Genomic DNA, 19,938 nt, shown 5'->3' on the forward strand with positions numbered 1-19,938 from the left:
GTCAGGCGCGTGCCCCACCCGTCTGGGCGCGACACCGGACTAACCTCGACAGGGTGATGAAGTCGTCTGATCAAACAACCCGTTCCGGTGTTCCGCTCTGGTTGCGCGCGGTGATCCCCGTCGTGCTGATTCTGATCTGGTTCGCGTTGTTCGGCGCCGGTGGCGCCTCCTTCGGGCAGATCAGCGCGGTGTCGAAGAACGAGTTGGTGCAGCAGCTGCCGGCCAGCGCCGACGCCACGCAAGTGCAGGCGCTGCAGAGCGAGTTCCGCGGAACAGAGACGATTCCAGCGGTGATCGTCTTTCAGCGCGACGGCGGGCTCAGCCCCGCCGAGCTAGCGGCGATTGACGCCGAGATCGCTCGCATCACGGCGCTCCCCGGCGTCGTGAGCGACGGGGTCTCACCGGCCATCGTCTCGGACGACGGCCAGGCGGTCGAAGTTGTCGCGGCACTCGACACCGGCGTGAAACCGGCGACGACGGTTGACGCGATGCGCACCTCGCTCGCCGACAACGCGATCGACGGCGTGAACGTGTACGTGACCGGGCCGGCCGGGTTGACCGCCGACCTGACCGGGGCCTTCGCCGGCATCGACGGCATCCTGCTGATCACCGCGCTGATCGCCGTATTCATCATTCTGATCATCGTCTATCGGTCGCCGCTGCTGCCGTTGATCGTTCTCGGCACGAGCATGGCGGCGCTCTGCGCGGCGGTGCTCGTGGTGGTGGCGCTCGCCCGGGCCGAGCTGCTGGTGCTGACCGGTCAGACCCAAGGCATTCTGTTCATTCTGGTGATCGGTGCGGCAACCGACTACTCGCTGCTCTATGTGTCGAGATTCCGGGAAGCCCTGCGCGACAACGCACACAAATGGGAAGCGACCTGGGTGGCGCTCCGCGGCGCGGTCGAGCCCATTCTCGCCTCGGGCGGCACGGTCATCGTCGCGCTGCTCTGCCTGCTTTTGAGCGACCTGAACTCGAACAAATCGCTGGGCCCCGTCGCCGCAATCGGCATCGCGTTCGCGGTGTTGGCGGCCCTGACCCTGCTTCCCGCTCTGCTGCTCTGGGCGGGACGAACCGCGTTCTGGCCGGTGCGTCCGAAACTCGGCAGCCCGCATCCGGCCGTCTCCGGGCCGGACGCGACAGGGGTCTGGCCCCGCGTCGCGCGTCTGATCGACAAGCGGGCCCGCTTGGTGTGGATCTCCTGCACGGTCCTGTTGGCGATCGCCTGCCTGGGGGTGTTCCAGCTCCGGGCCGACGGTGTTCCGCAGAGCGCGTTCGTCTTGGGACAGTCTGAGGCGCGCGACGGGCAAGCGGTTCTCGGCGAACACTTTCCGGGAGGCTCGGGGGAGCCGGCGATCATCATCGCTCCGGAGGAATCGTTGCAGGACGTCGCGGATGTCGTGCTGGGCACAGCGGGCGTCGCCTCCCTGTCGGTGATCTCCGCCGATTCAGTGTCGGGAACGCTTCCGGTGACAACCGACGGGGTGCAGGCGTTCGGCCCTCCCGGCACACCCCCTGGCGCACCGACGGTTATCGACGGCCGGGTGATGCTGCAGGCGACACTGGACGATGCGGGCGACTCGCCGGCCGCCGAGCAGACGGTGCGCTCGATGCGCGCGGCGCTGACGGATGCCGACAGCAGTGTGCTGGTCGGTGGAACGACGGCAATTGCGATCGACACCAACGACACGGCGATTCACGACCGCGATCTGATCATCCCAATCATCCTCGGCGTGATCCTGCTCATCCTGATGCTGTTGCTGCGCTCGATTCTGGCGCCGATCCTGCTGATCGGCACCGTTGTTCTGTCGTTCGGAGCGGCGTTGGGCGTCGCGGCCTGGGTGTTCGACGGGCTGTTCCAATTTCCGGGTGCCGACCCATCGGTGCCGATGTTCGGCTTCGTCTTCTTGGTGGCGCTGGGCATCGACTACAACATCTTCTTGATGACCCGGGTGCGGGAGGAATCGATCGTTCACGGCACCCGAGCGGGAATTCTGCGCGGCCTTGTCGCGACCGGCGGCGTGATCACCTCGGCCGGAATCGTGCTGGCCGCCACCTTTGCCGCGTTGGGGGTGTTGCCGATCCTGTTTCTCGCCCAGATCGCCTTCATCGTGGCGTTCGGCGTGCTGCTCGACACCTTCGTGGTGAGGTCGCTGTTGGTGCCGGCGTTGACGTACGACATCGGCCCGAAAATCTGGTGGCCCTCGAAACTCGCGCGGCGGTAGCGCCGCGGAGCGCGGTCAGTGCAGGGGCACGTCAGTGGTCGTCGGTCCCGTTGTCGAGCTGCGAGAGCCGCGACTCCTCGAGGTCGAGCATGTGCGCGGCGTGCTCTGTGATCCGTGAACTGTACGTACCCGTCGAGCGGGCGTCGAGCAATGCGGCACGTTCGGCCCTCAGCACTTTCAGCCGCAGTGCCCGCCGCTGCTCGTGGGGGCCGACACTGTCTGTTGCGGCGAGTTCCGTCACGGCTTCGCTGGCGAGCCGGCTGTCTTGTCGCACCAACTCAATGACCGCCGGATCGAACCGTTCGCCGTTGTCCTGGCGGAGATCGGGGCTGTCCAGCGTCGACGCTCCCAGTTCACCGATCTCGCTGAGGAGACCGGCCAGCTCGACCCGGTCGGCGTCGACGCTGGTGCCCACGATGCCCAGCCGCCGGATCAGCAGCGGCAGCGTGCTGCCCTGCACGAGCAGGGTGACGACGGCGACGGTGAAGGCGACCAGGATGAGTTGGGGGCGGTACGGGAAGCTCTGCGGCAGCGACTGCGCGGCGGCCAGAGTGACCACTCCACGCATCCCCGACCACGCGAGCACGGCACCACCCTTCCAGCCGAGGCCTTCTGTTCGAAGAAACTCGACGTCGGCCTGTCGGCGGGTCAGGAAACGGCGCAACCTCCGAAGCCCGCGTTTCGACCGTTCGTCGGAGACTTCCCACTGCTCGAGGGTCTGTCTCATGCCTTTCAATCGTGCTTCGGTGTGCTCGGCTTTGCGTTGATCGCGCCGCAGGAGGGCGATCAGCGGAATGACGAAGAGAATCCGCACGACGATGAGGAGCACCGTGGCAAGGAGCCCGATGAATACCGCATCGTCGACGCCGAGGTCGTCGTCGAGAACTTGTTCGATGAGCGATTTCAGCTCGAGGCCCATCAGCAGAAAGACGCCGTTTTCCAGCACGAACTGCACGGTGCGCCAGTTGATCCGCTCGGTGATGCGGTCTTGGGCGCTGAAGTATTTGGCGCTCCGATGCCCGGTGACGAGACCGGCGACCACCACCGCGAGCACGCCGGAGGCATTGATCGCCTCGGCGGGCGCGTAGGCGAGAAACGGCACCGCGAACGAGATCGTGGTGTTGAGGATCGGGTTGTCGAGTTTCGACCTGAACCAGACCGTCAGATAGCCCACCGCGAGGCCGACGAGGATGGCCGCCGCGACGGCGAACGCGAAGTCGCCGACGACCTGCCAGAGAGACACCGCCCCGGCAGTTGCGGCCACGGCCGAGCGCAGCAACACCAGTGCCGACGCATCATTGACGAGTCCCTCGCCTTCGAGCACCGTGACGAGGCGTGGCGGGAGGCCGAGACGCTTGCCGATGGATGTCGCGGCGACGGCATCCGTCGGACTGATGACCGCGCCGAGTGCGATCGCGGCGGGCAGGCTGAGCTCGGGGAACAACCACCAGAACAGCAGGCCGGACAACACCGCCGAGACGATGACGAGCAGCACCGACAGGCCGGTGATCGCCTTGAGATTGCGGCGGAAGTCGACCAGGGGAACCGTGACCGCCGCAGAGTAGAGGATGGGCGGCAGCACGAGGGTGAGAATCAGCTCGGGCGGAAAGTCGACGGGCGGCAGCCCGGGAAGAAAGCTGCAGACGATCCCGACGACGACAAGAATGAGTGGGGCTGCGACCCCGAGCTTGCGAGCGAACGTCGACACCAGCACGATGACGACCAGGCTGAGCAGGCCAAGGAGAGCATAAGACACGGCTCAACTCTAGAGGCCAGGGGAGGCGAGCCGACATGTGCGACTCAGGTTCAGAGATTGGCTCGCGAGATCTCGAGATGCGGCCTCCTGCGTCGGCAGCTCCTCGATCAACGCACAGAGGCCCGGTCGAAATCGACCGGGCCTCTGTGCGTGCTGCGCGACTAGAGAGTCAGCGCGCTCCTGATCAGTTCCGACTGCTCAGCGGCGTGACGCTTGGCTGAACCGGCGGCCGGCGATGCAGAGGGCGCCCGCGAGAACAGGCGAACCGCGCGCGGGCCCAGCTTGTTCGTCTCGAGGTAGAAGAACGGCCAGGCACCCTGGTTCTCCGGTTCGTCCTGCACCCAGGCGAGCTCGGCGTTGGGGTACTGTTCGGCAACGGCCTTCAGCTCGACCGCGGGAAGCGGGTAGAACTGCTCCATACGCACAAGTGCGATCTCGGGGTTGGGGTTCTTCTCCAACTCGTTGAGCAGGTCGTAGTAGAGCTTGCCGGCCATGAACAGAACCCGCTTGACCGCGCTCTTGTCGGTGATGCGCGCATCATCGATGACCGGTTCGAACTTGCCACTGGTGAACGCCGGGATGTCGCTCGTTGCGCCGCGGAGGCGCAACATCGCCTTCGGGGTGAAGACGACCAAGGGGCGGCGGGGGCGCATGTACGCCTGACGACGCAGCAGGTGGAAGTACGACGCCGGAGTCGACGGACGAGCAACGGTCATGTTGTTCTCGGCGCAGAGCTGCAGGAATCGTTCGATGCGAGCCGACGAGTGGTCGGGGCCCTGGCCTTCGTAGCCGTGCGGCAACAGCAGCACGACGCTCGAGCGCTGGCCCCACTTCTGCTCGGCCGAGGAGATGAACTCGTCGATGATGGTCTGCGCGCCGTTGGCGAAGTCACCGAACTGGGCTTCCCAGAGCACGAGGGCGTCGGCGCGTTCCACCGAGTAGCCGTACTCGAAGCCCATGGCGGCGTACTCGCTGAGCAGCGAGTCGTAGATCCAGAACCGTGCCTGGTTGTCGGAGAGATTGGCCAGCGGCAGCCATTCCTGGCCGTTGACCCGGTCGTGAAGCACGGCGTGACGCTGCACGAAGGTGCCGCGGCGGGCATCCTGGCCGGCGAAACGCACCGGGGTGCCTTCGACGAGCAGGGAGCCGAGAGCGAGAAGCTCGCCGAACGCCCAGTCGATCTTGCCGTTGCGGCTCATTTCGAGACGCTTGGCAAGCAGCTGCTGCAGCTTGTTGTGCACGGTGAAGCCGGCCGGCTTATTGTTGAACGCATCGCCGATCAGGGCGACGACGTTCTCGGGAACGCCGGTGGTCTCCGGCTCGCCCGCGGCGTCGTCCTGGTCCTGGCTGACCGGGAGGCCGAGGCTGTTGGCCGACGAACCGGTGATCACCGGGATCGACTCAGACTGGGCGGCGTGGGTCTCCATGAAGGCCCGCTCGAGGCGGTCCTGGAAGTCCCGGTGCGCGGCTTCGTATTCTTCGACGGTGATATCGCCACGACCGACGAGAGCCTCGGTGTAGAGCTTGCGCACCGACCGCTTGGCCTCGATCAGGTTGTACATCAGCGGCTGCGTCATCGAGGGGTCGTCGCCCTCGTTGTGACCGCGGCGGCGGTAGCAGACGAGGTCGATCACGACGTCGCGCTTGAACTCCTGGCGGTAGGCGAATGCCAACTCGGCAACGCGCACCACAGCTTCAGGGTCATCCCCGTTGACGTGGAAGATCGGCGCCTGGATGGTCTTGGCGACGTCCGTGGCGTAGATCGAGCTGCGGCCTTCGCCGGGAGGGGTGGTGAACCCGACCTGGTTGTTGACCACGATGTGCACGGTGCCACCCGTGCGGTAGCCGCGGAGCTGCGACATCTGCAAGGTCTCGACGACGATGCCCTGGCCGGCCATTGCCGCGTCGCCGTGGATGAGGATGGGCAACGTCGAGAAGGTGCCGATCGGCTTGCGGTCTTGCTTGGCCCGCACGATGCCTTCGAGCACGCCGTCGGCGGCTTCGAGGTGCGAGGGGTTGGCGGCGAGGTAGACCGGGATCTCTTCGCCGTTGGCGCCGCGGAAGGTTCCTTCGGTGCCGAGGTGGTACTTGACGTCACCGGAACCCTGAACCGTGCGCGGGTCTTGTGTGCCTTCGAACTCACGGAAGATGTGACCGTAGGTCTTGCCGGCGATGTTCGTCAGCACGTTGAGGCGGCCACGGTGCGCCATTCCGATGGCAACCTCGTCGAGGCGCTGCTCTGCGGCGCCCTGCAGGATCGCGTCGAGCAGTGCGATAGTCGATTCGCCGCCTTCGAGGCTGAATCGCTTCTGCCCGACGTACTTGGTCTGCAAGAACGTCTCGAATGCCTCAGCCTCGTTGAGCTTGCCGAGAATGCGCATCTGCTCGTCGTGCGTGGGCTTCTCGTAGGCCTTCTCGACCTTTTCCTGCACCCACTTGCGCTGGATCGGGTCTTGGATGTGCATGTACTCGATGCCCGTCGTGCGGCAGTACGAGTCGCGCAGCACACCGAGGATCTCGCGCAGCGGCATCCGTCGACGGTCACCGAAGTTGCCGGTGACGAACTCGCGGTCGAGATCCCAGAAGGTGAGACCGTGGCTCGCGATGTCGAGGTCGGGGTGTGAGCGCTGCACGTATTCGAGCGGGTCGATGTCGGCCATCAGGTGACCGCGCACGCGGTAGGCGTTGATGAGTTCCTGCACGCGAGCGGTCTTGTCGACCGCGCTGGCGAGGTCGACGCTGATGTCGGGCGCCCAGTGGATCGGGTCATACGGGATGCGCATGGCCGCGAAGATGTCTTCGTAGAAGTTGTGCTGACCGATCAGAAGTTCGTGAACGATCTTCAAGAACTCGCCGGACCCTGCACCCTGGATGACACGGTGGTCGTAGGTGCTGGTGAGCGTGATGGTCTTCGAGATGGCCAGGCTGGTCAGCGTCTTGAGGCTGGCCCCCTGGAACTCGGCCGGGTAATCGAGGGCGCCGGCGCCGATGATGCAGCCCTGGCCCTTCATCAAACGCGGGACCGAGTGAACGGTACCGATGCCGCCGGGGTTGGTCAGCGACATGGTGGCGCCGGAGAAGTCTTCGGCGGTCAGCTTGTTCTTGCGGGCGCGGGCGACGAGGTCTTCGTAGGCGGTGAGGTACTCGCCGAAGGTCATCGTGTCGGCGCGCTTGATCGCCGGCACCATCAGGGCGCGGCTGCCGTCAGGCTTCGGGATGTCAATGGCGAGACCCATGCCGACGTGAGCCGGGGCGATCACTGAGGGCTTGCCGTCAACTTCGTCGTAGTAGACGTTCTGGCTCGGGAACATCTTGAGGGCGCGGATCAATGCCCAGCCGATGAGGTGAGTGAACGACACCTTGCCACCACGGGCACGCTTCATGTGGTTGTTGATGACAATGCGATTGTCGATCAGAAGCTTCGCGGGGATGGTGCGCACGCTCGTCGCGGTCGGCACGGTGAGGCTGACAGCCATGTTCGTGGCGAGAGACTTCGACGCACCGCGGAGCGGTGTGACGACGTCTTTGAGCTCGGGGGCGTCGGTCGCGGCCGGCACAATCTTCTGCGGGCTCGTGATCGGAGCGTCGGCCGGAACCGGCTCCGGCTTCGGTGCGACAGACGTGGTGCGCGCGGCAGGCTGGCTGCCGATCACCGAGATCGGTGCAGTGACGGGCGCTGCAGTCGGCGCGGAAGCAGGAGCTGCCGCACTGGGCGCTGCGACGGCAGACGCTGCGTGTGCACCATCCGGTGCGCCGGCAACCTTGTTTTTCGCGGTCTGGTGGTAGCTCTCGAGCACCGGCCACCAGGATTGGTCTACCGAGTTCTTGTCAACGAGATACCTCTCGTATAGCTCGTCAACGAGCCACTCATTCGCTCCGAATTCGCCCGACGTAGTTTCGTCGGATCCTCCACCGGTCAACTGGCTTGGCACAGCCCGATCGCCCACTCTCTCCGTTGATTCTGGATGCCCCAGGCGACAGAAAATCGCCGGTTCAGTATGCCAGTCAAGCCTAATCCAATCCCAAGCTGCTGCGGTCACCGACGCGGAGGGCTAGCCTCAATTGCATGAGGTTCTACGAAGCAGCACCGAGTCATGATCTGACCTATTCAGACGTGTTTCTTGTGCCGAGCCAGTCGGCCGTGACCAGCCGCCTTGACGTCTCTCTCGCTCCGGGGGACGGCACCGGCACCACGCTTCCGATCGTGTCGGCGAACATGAACTCGGTCACCGGGCCGCGTCTTGCTGCGGCTTTGGCCCGTCGCGGGGGCCTCGGCGTGTTGCCGCAGGATATGCACCTGCAGGATTTGGATTCGGCGATCCGCTGGGTCAAGGACCAGTCTCCGCAGTTCGACACCCCGTTTCATTTCGGGCCGGACGACACTGTCGAGGCGGCGCTGCGTCAGGTTCCGCCGGTTGACGGCCAGGGCCTGGTCATCCGGGACGCGGCCGGCGAGTATCTCGGCTGCATCGTCGCGTCGCGTTTGGCGACCGCGCTGCCCGACGCGAGACTGGGCGACTTGCTGCACGGCACCTTGGCTTCCATCGACGCCGACGATGTCGACGGACCCCGCCGCGCGTTCGACCTGATGACCGAGGCCGACCTGGACTTCATGCCGGTGATGCATCACGGAGCGGTGATCGGAACCCTGAGCCGGAAGAGCGCCCTGCGGGCGACGCTGTACGAAAGCGCCGTGGACGCCGCGGGCCGGCTCAAGGTGGCGGCGGCCGTCGGCATCAACGGGGATGTGGCAGCGAAGGCGAAGGCATTGGCCGCTGCCGGAGTCGACGTGCTCGTGCTGGACACCGCGCACGGGCATCAGCAAGGGATGCTCAGGGCGCTCAGTATTGTCGCGGACCTCGATCTCGGCCTGCCGATTGTGGCCGGAAACGTGGTGACCGCCGACGCGGTGGCGGACTTGGTCAACGCAGGTGCGAACATCCTGAAAGTGGGTGTCGGCCCCGGCGCCATGTGCACGACACGCATGATGACGGCCGTTGGACGCCCACAGTTTTCTGCGGTTCTGGAGACGGCGGCGGCGGCGCGCGACGCCGGGGCGCATGTTTGGGCCGATGGCGGGGTGCGCTACCCGCGTGATGTTGCCCTCGCCCTGGCAGCCGGGGCATCCTCGGTCATGATCGGCTCCTGGTTCGCCGGAACGATCGAGGCTCCCGGCACGCTCAACGCCGATTCCCGCGGCGCCCTCTATAAGGAGAGCTGGGGGATGGCCTCGACGAAGGCGGTGCATGACAGGTTCGAGCGGCTCGACGCCTACGAACTCGCCCGCAAGACGTTGTTCGCGGAGGGGATTTCCAGTTCGAAGATCTACCTCGACCCGCTGCGGCCGTCGGTCGAAGATCTGCTCGACATGATCACCTCGGGGGTGCGCAGCTCCTTCACCTATGCCGGGGCGAGCACGCTCACCGAGTTTCACGAGCGAGCGCTGGTCGGCATCCAATCGGCAGCGGGGTACGAAGAAGGGAAAGCGCTGCCGGTTTCTTGGTAGGGGCCACGGGACACGACCTCCGGTCAGCGTGCAGGTTCTGCGCGGAACCGGTCGATATACTTGCCGAACAATGGATGACCCTCCCTCTGCCAGTTCCCCCAGTCATAGACCTTCGCCCGTGAGCTGCGGCGGTGAGCGCATTGTTTGAGTGGATTCTGCTCGGCATCGGACTCATCCTGACCGTGGGCACGGGCCTTTTTGTCGCCAGCGAGTTCGCGCTGGTCAATCTCGATCGTTCCGATCTCGAGGCACGTCAAGCGCGCGGTGAGAGCCGGCTGTCGATGACCATCGCCGCGCTCAAGATCACCTCGACGCATCTGTCGAGCGCACAGCTCGGCATCACTCTGACGACCCTGCTCGCCGGTTACACGATGGAGCCGGCTCTGAGCTCCCTGCTGACACCGCCGCTGACCGCCGTCGGCCTGCCGGAAGTTGTCATTCCGGTGACCGCGACGGTACTCGCCGTGGTCATCGCGACTCTCGTCTCGATGATCATCGGTGAACTCGTGCCGAAGAACTTCGCCCTGGCTCTGCCGATTCAGACCGCGAAACTTGTGGTGCCGTTTCAGACGGCGTTCACGACGGTGTTCAAACCCGTCGTCTTCGTGCTGAACGGCAGTGCGAACGGCATCCTGCGCTCGATGGGCATCGAACCGAAGGAAGAGCTCTCCGGTGCCCGCACGGCTGAGGAGCTGTCGTCGCTCGTGCGCCGCTCGGCCAGCGCGGGTCTGCTGGAGAAAGACACGGCGACGCTGCTGCACCGCACCCTGCTGTTCTCCGGGCACACGGCATCCGATGTGATGACCCCGCGCCCTCGCGTGGCAAGCATCAATCGCACCGCCTCGGCGCAGGCCGTGATCGACCTGACCCGGCAGACCGGGTACTCCCGCTTTCCGGTCATCGACGAAAGCGTCGACGACGTGGTCGGCATCGTGCACATCAAGCAGGCGGTGGCCGTGCCCCGGCATCGCCGAGCGGATGTCCCGGTGTCCGCCCTGCAGTCTGAGGCCATTCGCGTGCCGGAGACCATGAAACTCGACAGCCTGCTCGGAGAACTCAAGGGACGCGGCTACCAGATGGCCGTCGTCGTCGACGAGTACGGCGGAACCGCCGGAGTCGCCACTCTCGAAGACCTCGTCGAAGAACTGGTCGGCGAGGTCGCCGACGAACACGACCGCACCCGCGCCGGCGTGGTGCGCTCGCAGGACTCCCTGACGTTCCCCGGCCTGCTCCGCCCCGACGAGGTGCTGGAACGCGCCGGACTCTCGGTTCCCGACGACGGTCCCTATGAGACCGTCGCCGGATTCGTGATGAGTGAGCTCGGCCGGCTTCCGGTCGTGGGCGATGTCGTCACAATCGACGCCGGAACCCTCCGCGTCGAACGCCTCGACGGGCGGCGCATCGACCGACTGCGGTTCACCCCTGCTCCCGAACCGGAACCTGACGAGAACAACGCGATCAAGAACAACGCGATCAAGAACAACGCGATCAAGAACAACGCGACGAAGAACAACGCGACGAAGAACGATACGCAGAAGAAGGAGGGGAACCGATGAACGACTGGGCTGGAATCGCATGGCTGGTCGTGCTGCTTCTCGGCAACGCCTTCTTCGTCGGCGCCGAGTTCGCCGTGATCTCGGCGCGCCGCTCGCAGATCGAACCGATGGCTGAAGCCGGCAAACGGAGCGCGAAGACCGCGCTCTGGGCGATGGAAAACGCCACGTTGATGCTCGCGACAACGCAGCTCGGCATCACCGTCTGCTCGCTCCTCATCCTGAACGTCTCGGAACCGGCGATCCACCACCTGCTGGAGATTCCCCTCGGCCTGACCGGGTTGAGCGAGGAGGCGATCGGGACGATCGGATTCACGATCACTCTGCTGATCGTGACCTACCTGCACGTCGTGTTCGGCGAGATGGTGCCGAAGAACCTGTCGTTCTCGGTGCCCGACCGCGCGGTGCTGTTGCTTGCACCGCCATTGGTGTTCATCGGACGCATCTTCAAGCCGGTGATCATCATGCTGAACGCCAGCGCCAACGCCGTGCTGCGTCTATTCGGTGTGGAACCGAAGGATGAGGCGACGAGCACGTACACGCTCGACGAGGTGGCGACCATCGTCAGCCAATCGACGCGCGAAGGCGTGCTCAGCGACGGAACCGGCGCATTGAGCGCCGCGTTCGAATTCACCACGCTCAAGGTGAAGGATGTCGCGGTGCGCCTCGACAAGCTGATCAGCTTGCCGGCGGAAGCAACGCCCGCCGACGTCGAGCGCGCAGTGGCCAAGCACGGCTTCTCCCGCTACGTCGTGGTGAACCCCGCCGGGGAACCGACCGGGTATGTGCATTTGAAGGACGTGCTCGACCTCGACTCCGAGACCGACGAAGACGGCGAACCCGGTGGCTATTTCGCGCCGATCCCTGGCAAGCGCATCCGGCAGCTCGTGTCAATCTTCGAGAACACCGATCTCGAAGACGCCCTGGCGACAATGCGGGCATCCGGCGCCCATTTGGCCCGGTCGTTCACGGCCGAGGGGGAGACGACGGGTGTGCTCTTCCTGGAGGACATCATCGAGGAACTCGTCGGTGAGGTTCAGGATGCGACGCGTCGCGACTGAGCGGCGGGTTCACTGAGCGTGCCTTGAGGGTCTCGCCACGGCGGGTCTCAGGCCGGCCCCGGGGGCCTCGCCTGCCCGCTGGCCCAGGCGTACGCTGGCCGCGGGGCAAGCAAAAGGAGACACTCATGCTGAATTCATGCGAAGTGATGGCTGTGCTTCCAGCCAAGGATCTGAAGCGCGCGCGGGACTTCTACCGGGACGTTCTCGGGCTGGAACCAACGGAAGAAAATGAGGCGGGACTGACCTATCGCACGGCGCAGGGCAGCGCCTTCTTCCTCTACGAAACCGACAATGCCGGATCGGCGAAGAACACCTCGATTTCGTGGACCACCGACAATCTCGAGAAGGAAATGGGCGAGCTTCGAGGGCGTGGCGTCGTCTTCGCCGAGTACGATTTTCCGGGCCTGAAGACTGAGAACGGCATTGCCGAGCTGGACGGCGAACGCTCCGCGTGGTTCACCGACAGCGAGGGAAACATTCACGCGCTCGGGGAACACGCGTAATCACCTGAACAGGGCACACCCGTGAGCACGCGGATGCTGCGGCGCTCATACATCGAGACTGACGTCTCAGTCGAGCGCGCCAGGGTGTCGCGAGGCCAGCGGCCCAGGCGTACGCTGACCGCGGGGCAAATGGAAGGGCACACTCATGTTGAAGAAAATGAAGGCAATGGCCGTGCTTCCGGCGAAGGATTTGGAACGGGCGCGGGCGTTCTACCGGGACACTCTGGGGATGGAACCCGACGAAGAGGAGAGCGGCGGATTGATCTATCGCACGGGAGGCGACACCGCCTTCCTGCTGTACGAGACCGACAACGCCGGATCGGCGAAAAACACCCAGATGGCGTGGGAAGCCGACGATCTTGACGCAGAAGTCGCTGACTTGAGAGGGCGCGGAGTCGTCTTCGCCGAGTACGATTTTCCGGGTCTCAAGACCGAGAACGGCATTGCGACGACCGACGGGCTCCGGACCGCGTGGTTCCTCGACAGCGAGGGAAACATCCTGGCCGTCACGGAACGCGTCACCTAAGACGGATGCGTTTGGTCACGCCGTCGTGTTGCGCCGTGCCCGAGGCCGCTCGTCACGCCACTGGGCACGCAGATACTGCGATGGCCAGTAGTCGAGGCTGACTCCGAGTTCGTGCGCCGCGCGCAGCGGAAAGTGCGGATCTCGGAGCAGCTCCCGGCCGAGGAGCACGGCGTCGGCCTGCCCAGACGCGACGATCGCGTCGGCCTGGGCCGGCGTCGTGATGAGGCCGACGGCGCTCACCGGAAGCTCGGTGCGCGTTTTCACGAACTCGGCCAACGGAACCTGATAGCCGGGCCCCAGCGGGATCGTCACCCCGGTCACGTTTCCGCCTGAGGAGATATCGAAGAAATCGGCCCCGCGCTCGGCCGCCCAGCGGACGACCTCGACGGTGTCATGCTCGTTCCAGCCGCCCGGCGCATAGTCGGTCGCCGAGAACCGCACGAAGATCGGCACGCGCGCGCCGACGGCATCCCGGATCGCACCGATCACCTCGAGCAGCAGCCGTGCCCGATTCGAGAGCGAACCGCCGTATGCGTCGTCGCGCTGGTTGCTGAGCGGGGAGAGGAACTGGTGCAGCAGATAGCCGTGGGCGGCATGGATCTCGACGAGGTCGAAGCCGGCGGCAACCGCTCGCACGGCCGCGGCGGCGAAATCGGCGACGACCTTCTCGATGCCGGCGAGGTCGAGTGCGATCGGCGCCTCGTAGCCCGGAAAGGGGATGGCCGAGGCCGACACCGTCGGCCAGCCACCTTCGGCCGCGGGAACAGTGCCGTGCACGTCGTGACCCCAAGCCGGCCAGGTTGAGGCCTTGCGCCCGGCGTGAGCAAGCTGGATGCCGGCGTGCGCGCCCTGAGAATGAATGAACGTCACGATTCGCTGCCAGGCCGCGGCCTGTTCGTCGTTCCAGATGCCGGTGTCGGCGGGGGAGATGCGGCCCTCCGGGCTGATCCCGCTTGCCTCGGCGATGACGAGGCCCGCGCCCCCGGTCGCCAGAGCGCCGAGATGCACGAGGTGCCAATCGCGGGGAACGCCGTCGGACTTCTCGATCGAGTACTGGCACATCGGTGCCACCCAGACCCGGTTGCGGAAGGTGAGCCCGCGCACGGTCAATGGCGTGAAGAGACCGACTGTCGGAGTCATGGGCGACCTTTCGTAGACGAAACAACCTATCGTGAGTGCATGACGAATGCCGGGGACTGGCTGGACTGGAACGCAGAACGTGCGCGCGACTGGATTGCGGTGCCCCAGGCATCCGACGACAAGTACTCGCGGGGTGTTCTCGGGATGCTCACGGGCTCGGCCGAATACCCGGGGGCCGCGGTGCTCGGTGTCGAAGCCGCGGTGCGCACCGGGGTCGGCATGGTGCGCTACCGGGGGCCGGAGCGGGCCGCCCACCTGGTGCTCGCCCGCCGTCCGGAGGTCGTGACCGCTGCCGGCCGGGTGCAAGCCTGGTTGCTGGGCTCCGGAATGGATGCCGGGACCCGGTCCGACGAGACGACGAAGGCAGTTCGCGCGGCGCTCGCCGAGGGGCTGCCCAGTGTGGTCGACGCGGGCTGTCTCGATCTGGTCGAGGGCGGCGGACCGCTTATCGTCACCCCGCATTTTCGGGAACTCCGGGCGCTGCTGGGCCGGCACGGAGTCGTCGCGACGGTCGAGCAGATTCAGCGGGCACCGGGGGAGTGGGCGATTCGTGCGGCGGCGGCCCTGCACGTGACGGTGCTCGTGAAGGGGAACGTGACGCACATTGCCTCTCCGGCCGGGCTGAATCTGCGCCTGGCGGGAAGCACGCCGTGGCTGGCGACAGCCGGAACCGGCGACGTGCTCGGCGGCATCCTCGGTGCGCTGCTGGCCACACACGCCGAGCAGGCGCGTGACGACCCGAATGCACTGGCGAAGTTGGCCGCGACGGCGTCGCTGCTGCATTCACGGGCGGCGATCCGGGCTTCGGCCGGGGGGCCGATCGCCGCGCTGGATGTGGCGGAGGCGCTTCCGGCCACGATCGCTGAGCTGCTGGGGGCTGCGCGTTAGCGCGGGATACGCGAGAGGAACTCGCGGGTGCGCTCCTCCTGCGGGTTCTCGAACACTGCAGCTGGAGCACCGATTTCCAATACCCGCCCGTGATGCAAGAACGCAACCCGGTCGGCGACATCCCGGGCGAAGCTCATCTCATGGGTGGCCATCACGATGGTCGTTCCGGTCTGCTTGAGCTGCCGCACGAGATCGAGAACCTCGCCGACGAGTTCGGGGTCGAGCGCGCTGGTGACCTCGTCGAGAAGCAGGAGTTCCGGATCGGTGGCAATGGCGCGCACGATGGCGGTGCGTTGCTGCTGGCCGCCGGAGAGCCGGTCGGGGAAGTCGCGCGCCTTGTCGGCCAGGCCTATCTGGTCGAGCAGTTCCAGGCCACGCTTCTCGGCGACCGCGCGGGACTGCTTGTGCACGGAGCGGCTGGCGAGCGTCACGTTGTCGAGCACCGAGAGGTGGGGGAACAAGTTGTAATGCTGAAAGACCACGCCGATGCGCGCGCGCACCGCATCGGCCGGGGTGCGCGGGTCACTGATGTCCTGCTCGTTCAGCCAGATTTGGCCGTCGTCGACCTGCTCCAGCAGATTGATCACACGCAGCAGCGTCGACTTGCCCGACCCACTCGAGCCGATGAGCGCGAGCACCTCGTGCCGGTGCACGTCGAGCGTGATGCCGTCGAGCACGGTGTTGTCGCCAAACGACTTGCGGATGCCGTCGAGGCGCAACACGGGGATTGTCGAGGCCGGGGATGCCGTGCCGAGCGCGCTCATACGAGGGTTCCGATCTGCTCGCGGCGGCGCATCCGTGCCGTGACCCAGTCGGTCAGTCGGATCATCGGCAGGGCGAGCAGCACGAAGAGCAGCCCGGCGAGCACGTAGGGGGTGAAATTGAAACTGGCCGCGGATTCGATCTGCGCGGCGCGCACCGCATCGACGGCACCGAGCACCGAGATGAGACCGACGTCTTTCTGCATGGCGACGAAGTCGTTCATCAGCGCGGGGGTCACCTTGCGGAGTGCCTGCGGAAGCACCACTTTGCGCAGAGCCTGGCCATGGCTGAGGCCGAGCGAGCGCGCGGCGAGCACCTGTGACGGGTGCACCGCCTCGATTCCCGCCCGCCAGACCTCGGCGACGTACGCCGAGTAGGTGAGGATGAGGGCGATCGTTCCCCAGACCGCTGCCGGAAACCGGGGGAAGATGTCGAGTCCCGGCAGTCCGAAGCCGACCAGGTAGAGCACGATGAGCAGCGGAACGCCGCGAAACAGATCGGTGTAACCGGTGGCAAGGGCACGTAGCGGAAAGAAGACGGGGCCGCGCAGCGTGCGCAGGGTAGCGAGGATCAGGCTGAACACCAGCACTCCGAGAGCCGCGAAGATCAACACCTGGATGTTGAGCACGAGGCCCTGGAACACCCGCGGCCAGGCCTTCACCGCGACGGCAGGGTCGAAGAAACTCTGCCGCACGGCGTCCCAGCCCGGGGTGTTGACGACGAACAGCCAGATCAGCGCCGCGAACACGAGAGTGCTCACAACGCTGATCAGAACTGAGCGCCCGGTTTGACGCTGGCGGTAGGCGCGTCGGCCCAGCTCAACGGCGCTGGGAAGCGGCGCGGTGGGCAGCGGTTCGTTGGTACGGCTGCGGCCGAGTGTGGTGGTCACGCCGTCAAACTACTTGAGCACGGGAGCGTTGGCGTTGCCCGCCAACCACTTCGCGGCGAGTGCGTCGAGCGTGCCGTCGGCGCGCAATTCGTCGATGGCACTGGTCACGGCGGGGGTGAGCGAGCTGCCCTTGGCCAGAACGAGGCCGTACTGGTCGCCCTTTTCGCTGCTGCTCGGCAGCTGGCCGACGATGTGGCCGCCGTCGAGTTCGACGCCGGTGAGGTAGAAGGCGGTCGGAAGGTCGACGACGAGCGCGTCGATGCTGCCGTTCTGGAGCGCCAGTTTGGCGTCATCGTTCGTGTTGAACACCTGCACGCCGGCGGTGGGGGCGATGAATTCCTCGGCTTCGACGAAGCTCGTTGTTCCGGCCTGGGCGCCGATGAGCAGGCCCTTCAGATCGGCGAGCGACCCGGCTTTGGCCGCGGCGGAGGAGTCGACCGTGATGACGGCCTGGGTGGTCTCGTAGTAGGCGGGGGAGAAGTCGACCGCCTTGGCGCGCTCCGGGGTGATCGAGAACTGCTGCAGATTGAAGTCGAAGTCCTTCGGGCCCGGTGCGATGGCCTGGTCGAAGGTGCTGCGCACCCAGACGACATCGGCCGCGTCGAAGCCGAGCTTGTCGGCGACCGCGTAGGCGACCGCGGACTCAAAGCCGTCACCGCTCTCGGGGGCGTCGTCGATGACCCAGGGGAAGTAGGCCGGTTCGCCGGTGGCGATGGTCAGCTTGCCCTCGGTGATGTACCCCTGCCCGGCGCCGCTGCCGGTCGTCGAACCAGCGCCCGCGTCAGCACCGCAGGCGCTGAGCGCAAACACGGCAGCAGTGGCTGCAACAACGGCGAGGCCGCGGGTGAAGGTACGACGACGGGGCATGGGGTTCTCCTCGGGAAGATGGTGTTTCATTCAGCATGGCAAAGCCGCGGTTTCGTCGCTCGTACGCGACGAATTGTGACGAAAGGGGAGCGAGAGCTCCGGTTGACCGGCCCGCACCGGATGCCGCTTCGGCGTCGGCAACGCACTCCGGACCTCACGATGTGGGAAAGTGAAACGTGCAGCAACTTGAGTCCTCGCCCGTCGCGGCAACCGTGGCGTGGCCAATGCGCCGGTCGCTGCTCTGGACGGGTTTGGTACTCGTGCACGGCTGGCTGATCTGGCTGTGCGTGAACGCGGTGGGCTGGCCGCTCGGCGACATCGAGGGCGTTTACCGGCCCTGGGCCGAACTCAGCGTGTCGGGAACCGCGATCGTCGGGATCGACACCCCATTCGTCTATCCGATCGTCGCCCTGGTGCCGATGCTGCTCGCGCTGGCGTTCGGCCCGGCCTCCTATGCGTTGGTCTGGCTTGGCCTGGTGACTGTGCTCGACGCCGTGGCGTTCGCCGTGCTGATCGGTATTCGCCAGGCGCCGAGTCGTCGAATCGCCGGGGTTGCCTGGTGGTGGCTCGCCTTTCTGCTGCTGCTCGGGCCGATCGCTCTGGCCCGGATCGACTCCGTCACGGTTCCACTCGTCATCATCGCCCTGCTCTGGTTGCGCACCCGGCCGTTCTGGGGTGTCGTGTTGCTCACGATCGACACCTGGGTGAAGGTCTGGCCGGCTGCGGCGCTCGCCGCGCTGGTCGTGGTGTCTCCCCGGCGCTGGCGCATCACGCTCATCGCCGTGGTGACGAGCGCGGTGATCGTCGTGATCGCGCTCATCCTGGGCAGCGGTCTCAATGTCTTCAGCTTCGTCAGCCAGCAGACGGGGCGTGGCATTCAGATCGAGTCGCCGGTCGGCACCATCTGGATGTGGCTGGCCGCGCTCGGGGTGCCGGGCTCCACCGTTTACTACGACTTCGACATTCTCACCTTCCAGGTGGTCGGCCCGGGCACCGAGATCGCCTCCCAGCTGATGACCCCGTTGCTGGTGCTCGGCACTGCAGTAGTGCTCGTGCTCGGTGTGCGCGCCCAGCGGCGTGGGGCGCCGATCGACACGCTGCTGCCGCCGTTGGTACTGGCCCTCGTGTTGGCGATGATCACGATCAACAAGGTCGGCTCGCCGCAGTTCATCAGCTGGGTTGCCGCACCGATCATTCTCGGGCTCGTGGTGAATGGTGCGCGCTGGTCGACCCCCGCGGTTCTGGGCTTGGTACTGGCCGCGCTCACCCAGCTCATCTACCCCTATTTCTACGACGGGCTGCTGGTGCCGACGGTGCCCATGGTGCTGGTGTTGACACTGCGCAACGTGCTCGAGTTCGTTCTGTTCGGTTGGGCGCTCTGGGCGCTCGCGACCGCGCACGTCCGGCGTGATAGCTCGGGTGACACCCAGCTGCCGGGCGCAGACTTTTTTCCAGAACTCGTGAAGGAGTAAACAATGCTTGTCGCTTTTTCGGTCGCCCCCTCCGGTGCCGGCAACGAGGATGCCTCGGTGCACGACGCTGTTGCCGCCGCAGTGAAGATTGTGCGGGAGTCGGGTCTTCCGAACCACACTGATTCGATGTTCACGACGCTGGAAGGCGAGTGGGACGAAGTGTTCGCGGTGATCAAGGCTGCGACGGAAGCCGTCGGCACGTTCGGGCCGCGGGTGTCCCTGGTGCTGAAGGCCGACATCCGTCCCGGTCACACCGGGGAGCTCACCGGCAAGGTCGAGCGTCTCGAGAAGGCGATCGACGCGGCCGAGTGACCTGCCCGTCGCACTAGTCGCGCTGCGCGAGATCCTCGAATCGCGCAAGCGTGACCACGCCGGCCACCACGCGGGCGAGGTCGGCGTCTTCGGTGATGAAGGCATCCGCCTGGAGCTGGGCGATAGCGACGTATTCGGCGGGCGCCGTGTCGTCCCCGTCGAGCTCGGTGGCGAGCCGCCAGGCGACGGCGCGAGAGACGCGGTCACCGAGCAGGCGGATGCGGAGCGTCGTAACGCCGTCGAGAATGATCTGAGCGTCATGGTGGCTGAGCTCGCCCCGGCGAACGGCCCGGTAGAGGATCGAGAGCGCGTCGGAACGCAGCCGACTCGGCGCAACGAGCTGGTGCTCGCCGGACACCGTGATGCCTTCGCGCACCAGACGGATGGCGGTGGGGGCGTCAATCGCATATCGCGTCATGAGCACAGTATGCGCTGAACGCCGCGCATCTGCCCCGACCTTCAGCGAGGAGTGTCGAACCAG

At 65.9% G+C, this 19,938-nt stretch carries 16 protein-coding genes; 9 read left to right on the plus strand and 7 right to left on the minus strand.

The window, feature by feature from the left end:
* Positions 1–56: 56 nt before the first annotated feature.
* Positions 57–2,222: an MMPL family transporter gene (locus AC1DCF_RS11885; protein ID WP_477211328.1), complete on the plus strand. Its 2,166-nt coding sequence runs from the start codon at positions 57–59 to the stop codon at positions 2,220–2,222.
* A 31-nt stretch (positions 2,223–2,253) separates the two neighbouring features.
* Here AC1DCF_RS11885 and AC1DCF_RS11890 read toward each other — a convergent pair whose 3' ends face one another.
* Together AC1DCF_RS11890 and AC1DCF_RS11895 are read right to left on the minus strand one after the other, a co-directional pair.
* The gene (locus tag AC1DCF_RS11890) at positions 2,254–3,978 is read right to left on the minus strand and encodes a cation:proton antiporter (protein WP_441791404.1); all 1,725 of its coding nucleotides are present in this window, start codon (positions 3,976–3,978) and stop codon (positions 2,254–2,256) included.
* A 161-nt stretch (positions 3,979–4,139) separates the two neighbouring features.
* Positions 4,140–7,910, minus strand: a complete 3,771-nt coding sequence (locus tag AC1DCF_RS11895) for a multifunctional oxoglutarate decarboxylase/oxoglutarate dehydrogenase thiamine pyrophosphate-binding subunit/dihydrolipoyllysine-residue succinyltransferase subunit (RefSeq protein WP_441791403.1) — start codon at positions 7,908–7,910, stop codon at positions 4,140–4,142.
* A gap of 134 nt (positions 7,911–8,044) precedes the next feature.
* Between AC1DCF_RS11895 and guaB1 the strand changes: the two genes are divergently transcribed.
* The 5 genes from guaB1 (at position 8,045) to AC1DCF_RS11920 (ending at position 13,127) form a co-directional block, all read left to right on the plus strand.
* On the plus strand, positions 8,045–9,484 hold the full coding sequence (gene guaB1 / locus AC1DCF_RS11900) for a GMP reductase (RefSeq protein ID WP_477211195.1): 1,440 nt from the start codon (positions 8,045–8,047) through the stop codon (positions 9,482–9,484).
* Positions 9,485–9,624: 140 nt separating this feature from the next.
* Positions 9,625–11,040: a hemolysin family protein gene (locus tag AC1DCF_RS11905; protein WP_477211329.1), complete on the plus strand. Its 1,416-nt coding sequence runs from the start codon at positions 9,625–9,627 to the stop codon at positions 11,038–11,040.
* Positions 11,037–12,098 carry a hemolysin family protein gene (locus AC1DCF_RS11910; protein ID WP_441791401.1) on the plus strand — a complete coding sequence of 354 codons (1,062 nt, stop codon included), beginning with the start codon at positions 11,037–11,039 and terminating at the stop codon, positions 12,096–12,098. Before AC1DCF_RS11905 ends, AC1DCF_RS11910 begins: the two co-directional genes overlap by 4 nt.
* 125 nt (positions 12,099–12,223) lie before the next feature.
* Positions 12,224–12,601, plus strand: coding sequence for a VOC family protein (locus AC1DCF_RS11915; RefSeq protein ID WP_441791400.1), 378 nt, complete (start codon positions 12,224–12,226; stop codon positions 12,599–12,601).
* A 145-nt stretch (positions 12,602–12,746) separates the two neighbouring features.
* The gene (locus tag AC1DCF_RS11920) at positions 12,747–13,127 is read left to right on the plus strand and encodes a VOC family protein (protein WP_441791399.1); all 381 of its coding nucleotides are present in this window, start codon (positions 12,747–12,749) and stop codon (positions 13,125–13,127) included.
* A gap of 15 nt (positions 13,128–13,142) precedes the next feature.
* On the opposite strand, the gene AC1DCF_RS11925 is transcribed toward AC1DCF_RS11920, so the two are convergent.
* Positions 13,143–14,267, minus strand: a complete 1,125-nt coding sequence (locus AC1DCF_RS11925; RefSeq protein WP_477211196.1) for an NADH:flavin oxidoreductase/NADH oxidase — start codon at positions 14,265–14,267, stop codon at positions 13,143–13,145.
* Between the two features lie 39 nt (positions 14,268–14,306).
* On the opposite strand from AC1DCF_RS11925, the gene AC1DCF_RS11930 reads away from it, so the two are divergent.
* The gene (locus AC1DCF_RS11930; protein WP_477211197.1) at positions 14,307–15,155 is read left to right on the plus strand and encodes an ADP-dependent NAD(P)H-hydrate dehydratase; all 849 of its coding nucleotides are present in this window, start codon (positions 14,307–14,309) and stop codon (positions 15,153–15,155) included.
* On the opposite strand, the gene AC1DCF_RS11935 is transcribed toward AC1DCF_RS11930, so the two are convergent.
* From AC1DCF_RS11935 to AC1DCF_RS11945, 3 genes are read right to left on the minus strand one after another with little or no spacing between them, the layout of a single operon-like run.
* Positions 15,152–15,919 carry an amino acid ABC transporter ATP-binding protein gene (locus AC1DCF_RS11935; protein ID WP_477211198.1) on the minus strand — a complete coding sequence of 256 codons (768 nt, stop codon included), beginning with the start codon at positions 15,917–15,919 and terminating at the stop codon, positions 15,152–15,154. The two genes, AC1DCF_RS11930 and AC1DCF_RS11935, sit on opposite strands and share 4 nt — an antisense overlap.
* Positions 15,916–16,806 (minus strand): amino acid ABC transporter permease, encoded by an 891-nt coding sequence (locus AC1DCF_RS11940; protein ID WP_441791395.1) that lies wholly within the window; start codon positions 16,804–16,806, stop codon positions 15,916–15,918. The genes AC1DCF_RS11935 and AC1DCF_RS11940 overlap by 4 nt, the downstream gene beginning before the upstream one ends.
* A 9-nt stretch (positions 16,807–16,815) precedes the next feature.
* Positions 16,816–17,673, minus strand: a complete 858-nt coding sequence (locus tag AC1DCF_RS11945; protein ID WP_477211199.1) for an ABC transporter substrate-binding protein — start codon at positions 17,671–17,673, stop codon at positions 16,816–16,818.
* 176 nt (positions 17,674–17,849) lie between these two features.
* On the opposite strand from AC1DCF_RS11945, the gene AC1DCF_RS11950 reads away from it, so the two are divergent.
* A complete protein-coding gene (locus AC1DCF_RS11950) occupies positions 17,850–19,145 on the plus strand; it encodes a hypothetical protein (RefSeq protein WP_477211200.1) in 1,296 nt (431 codons plus the stop codon).
* Positions 19,146–19,148: 3 nt separating this feature from the next.
* The gene (locus AC1DCF_RS11955) at positions 19,149–19,457 is read left to right on the plus strand and encodes a thiamine-binding protein (protein ID WP_477211201.1); all 309 of its coding nucleotides are present in this window, start codon (positions 19,149–19,151) and stop codon (positions 19,455–19,457) included.
* A 13-nt stretch (positions 19,458–19,470) separates the two neighbouring features.
* Here AC1DCF_RS11955 and AC1DCF_RS11960 read toward each other — a convergent pair whose 3' ends face one another.
* The gene (locus tag AC1DCF_RS11960; protein WP_477211202.1) at positions 19,471–19,875 is read right to left on the minus strand and encodes a hypothetical protein; all 405 of its coding nucleotides are present in this window, start codon (positions 19,873–19,875) and stop codon (positions 19,471–19,473) included.
* Positions 19,876–19,938: the final 63 nt, after the last annotated feature.

Source organism: Leifsonia sp. 10L418, assembly GCF_056395445.1.

What these genes read in the sequence shown, in the direction of transcription:
- AC1DCF_RS11885 (WP_477211328.1), top strand. Translation starts at nt 57, where the DNA reads ATGAAGTCGTCTGATCAAACAACCCGTTCCGGTGTTCCGCTCTGGTTG.
- guaB1 (WP_477211195.1), top strand. Translation starts at nt 8,045, where the DNA reads ATGAGGTTCTACGAAGCAGCACCGAGTCATGATCTGACCTATTCAGAC.
- AC1DCF_RS11910 (WP_441791401.1), top strand. Translation starts at nt 11,037, where the DNA reads ATGAACGACTGGGCTGGAATCGCATGGCTGGTCGTGCTGCTTCTCGGC.
- AC1DCF_RS11915 (WP_441791400.1), top strand. Translation starts at nt 12,224, where the DNA reads ATGCTGAATTCATGCGAAGTGATGGCTGTGCTTCCAGCCAAGGATCTG.
- AC1DCF_RS11920 (WP_441791399.1), top strand. Translation starts at nt 12,747, where the DNA reads ATGTTGAAGAAAATGAAGGCAATGGCCGTGCTTCCGGCGAAGGATTTG.
- AC1DCF_RS11925 (WP_477211196.1), bottom strand. Translation starts at nt 14,267, where the DNA reads ATGACTCCGACAGTCGGTCTCTTCACGCCATTGACCGTGCGCGGGCTC.
- AC1DCF_RS11930 (WP_477211197.1), top strand. Translation starts at nt 14,307, where the DNA reads ATGACGAATGCCGGGGACTGGCTGGACTGGAACGCAGAACGTGCGCGC.
- AC1DCF_RS11935 (WP_477211198.1), bottom strand. Translation starts at nt 15,919, where the DNA reads ATGAGCGCGCTCGGCACGGCATCCCCGGCCTCGACAATCCCCGTGTTG.
- AC1DCF_RS11945 (WP_477211199.1), bottom strand. Translation starts at nt 17,673, where the DNA reads ATGCCCCGTCGTCGTACCTTCACCCGCGGCCTCGCCGTTGTTGCAGCC.
- AC1DCF_RS11955 (WP_477211201.1), top strand. Translation starts at nt 19,149, where the DNA reads ATGCTTGTCGCTTTTTCGGTCGCCCCCTCCGGTGCCGGCAACGAGGAT.
- AC1DCF_RS11960 (WP_477211202.1), bottom strand. Translation starts at nt 19,875, where the DNA reads ATGACGCGATATGCGATTGACGCCCCCACCGCCATCCGTCTGGTGCGC.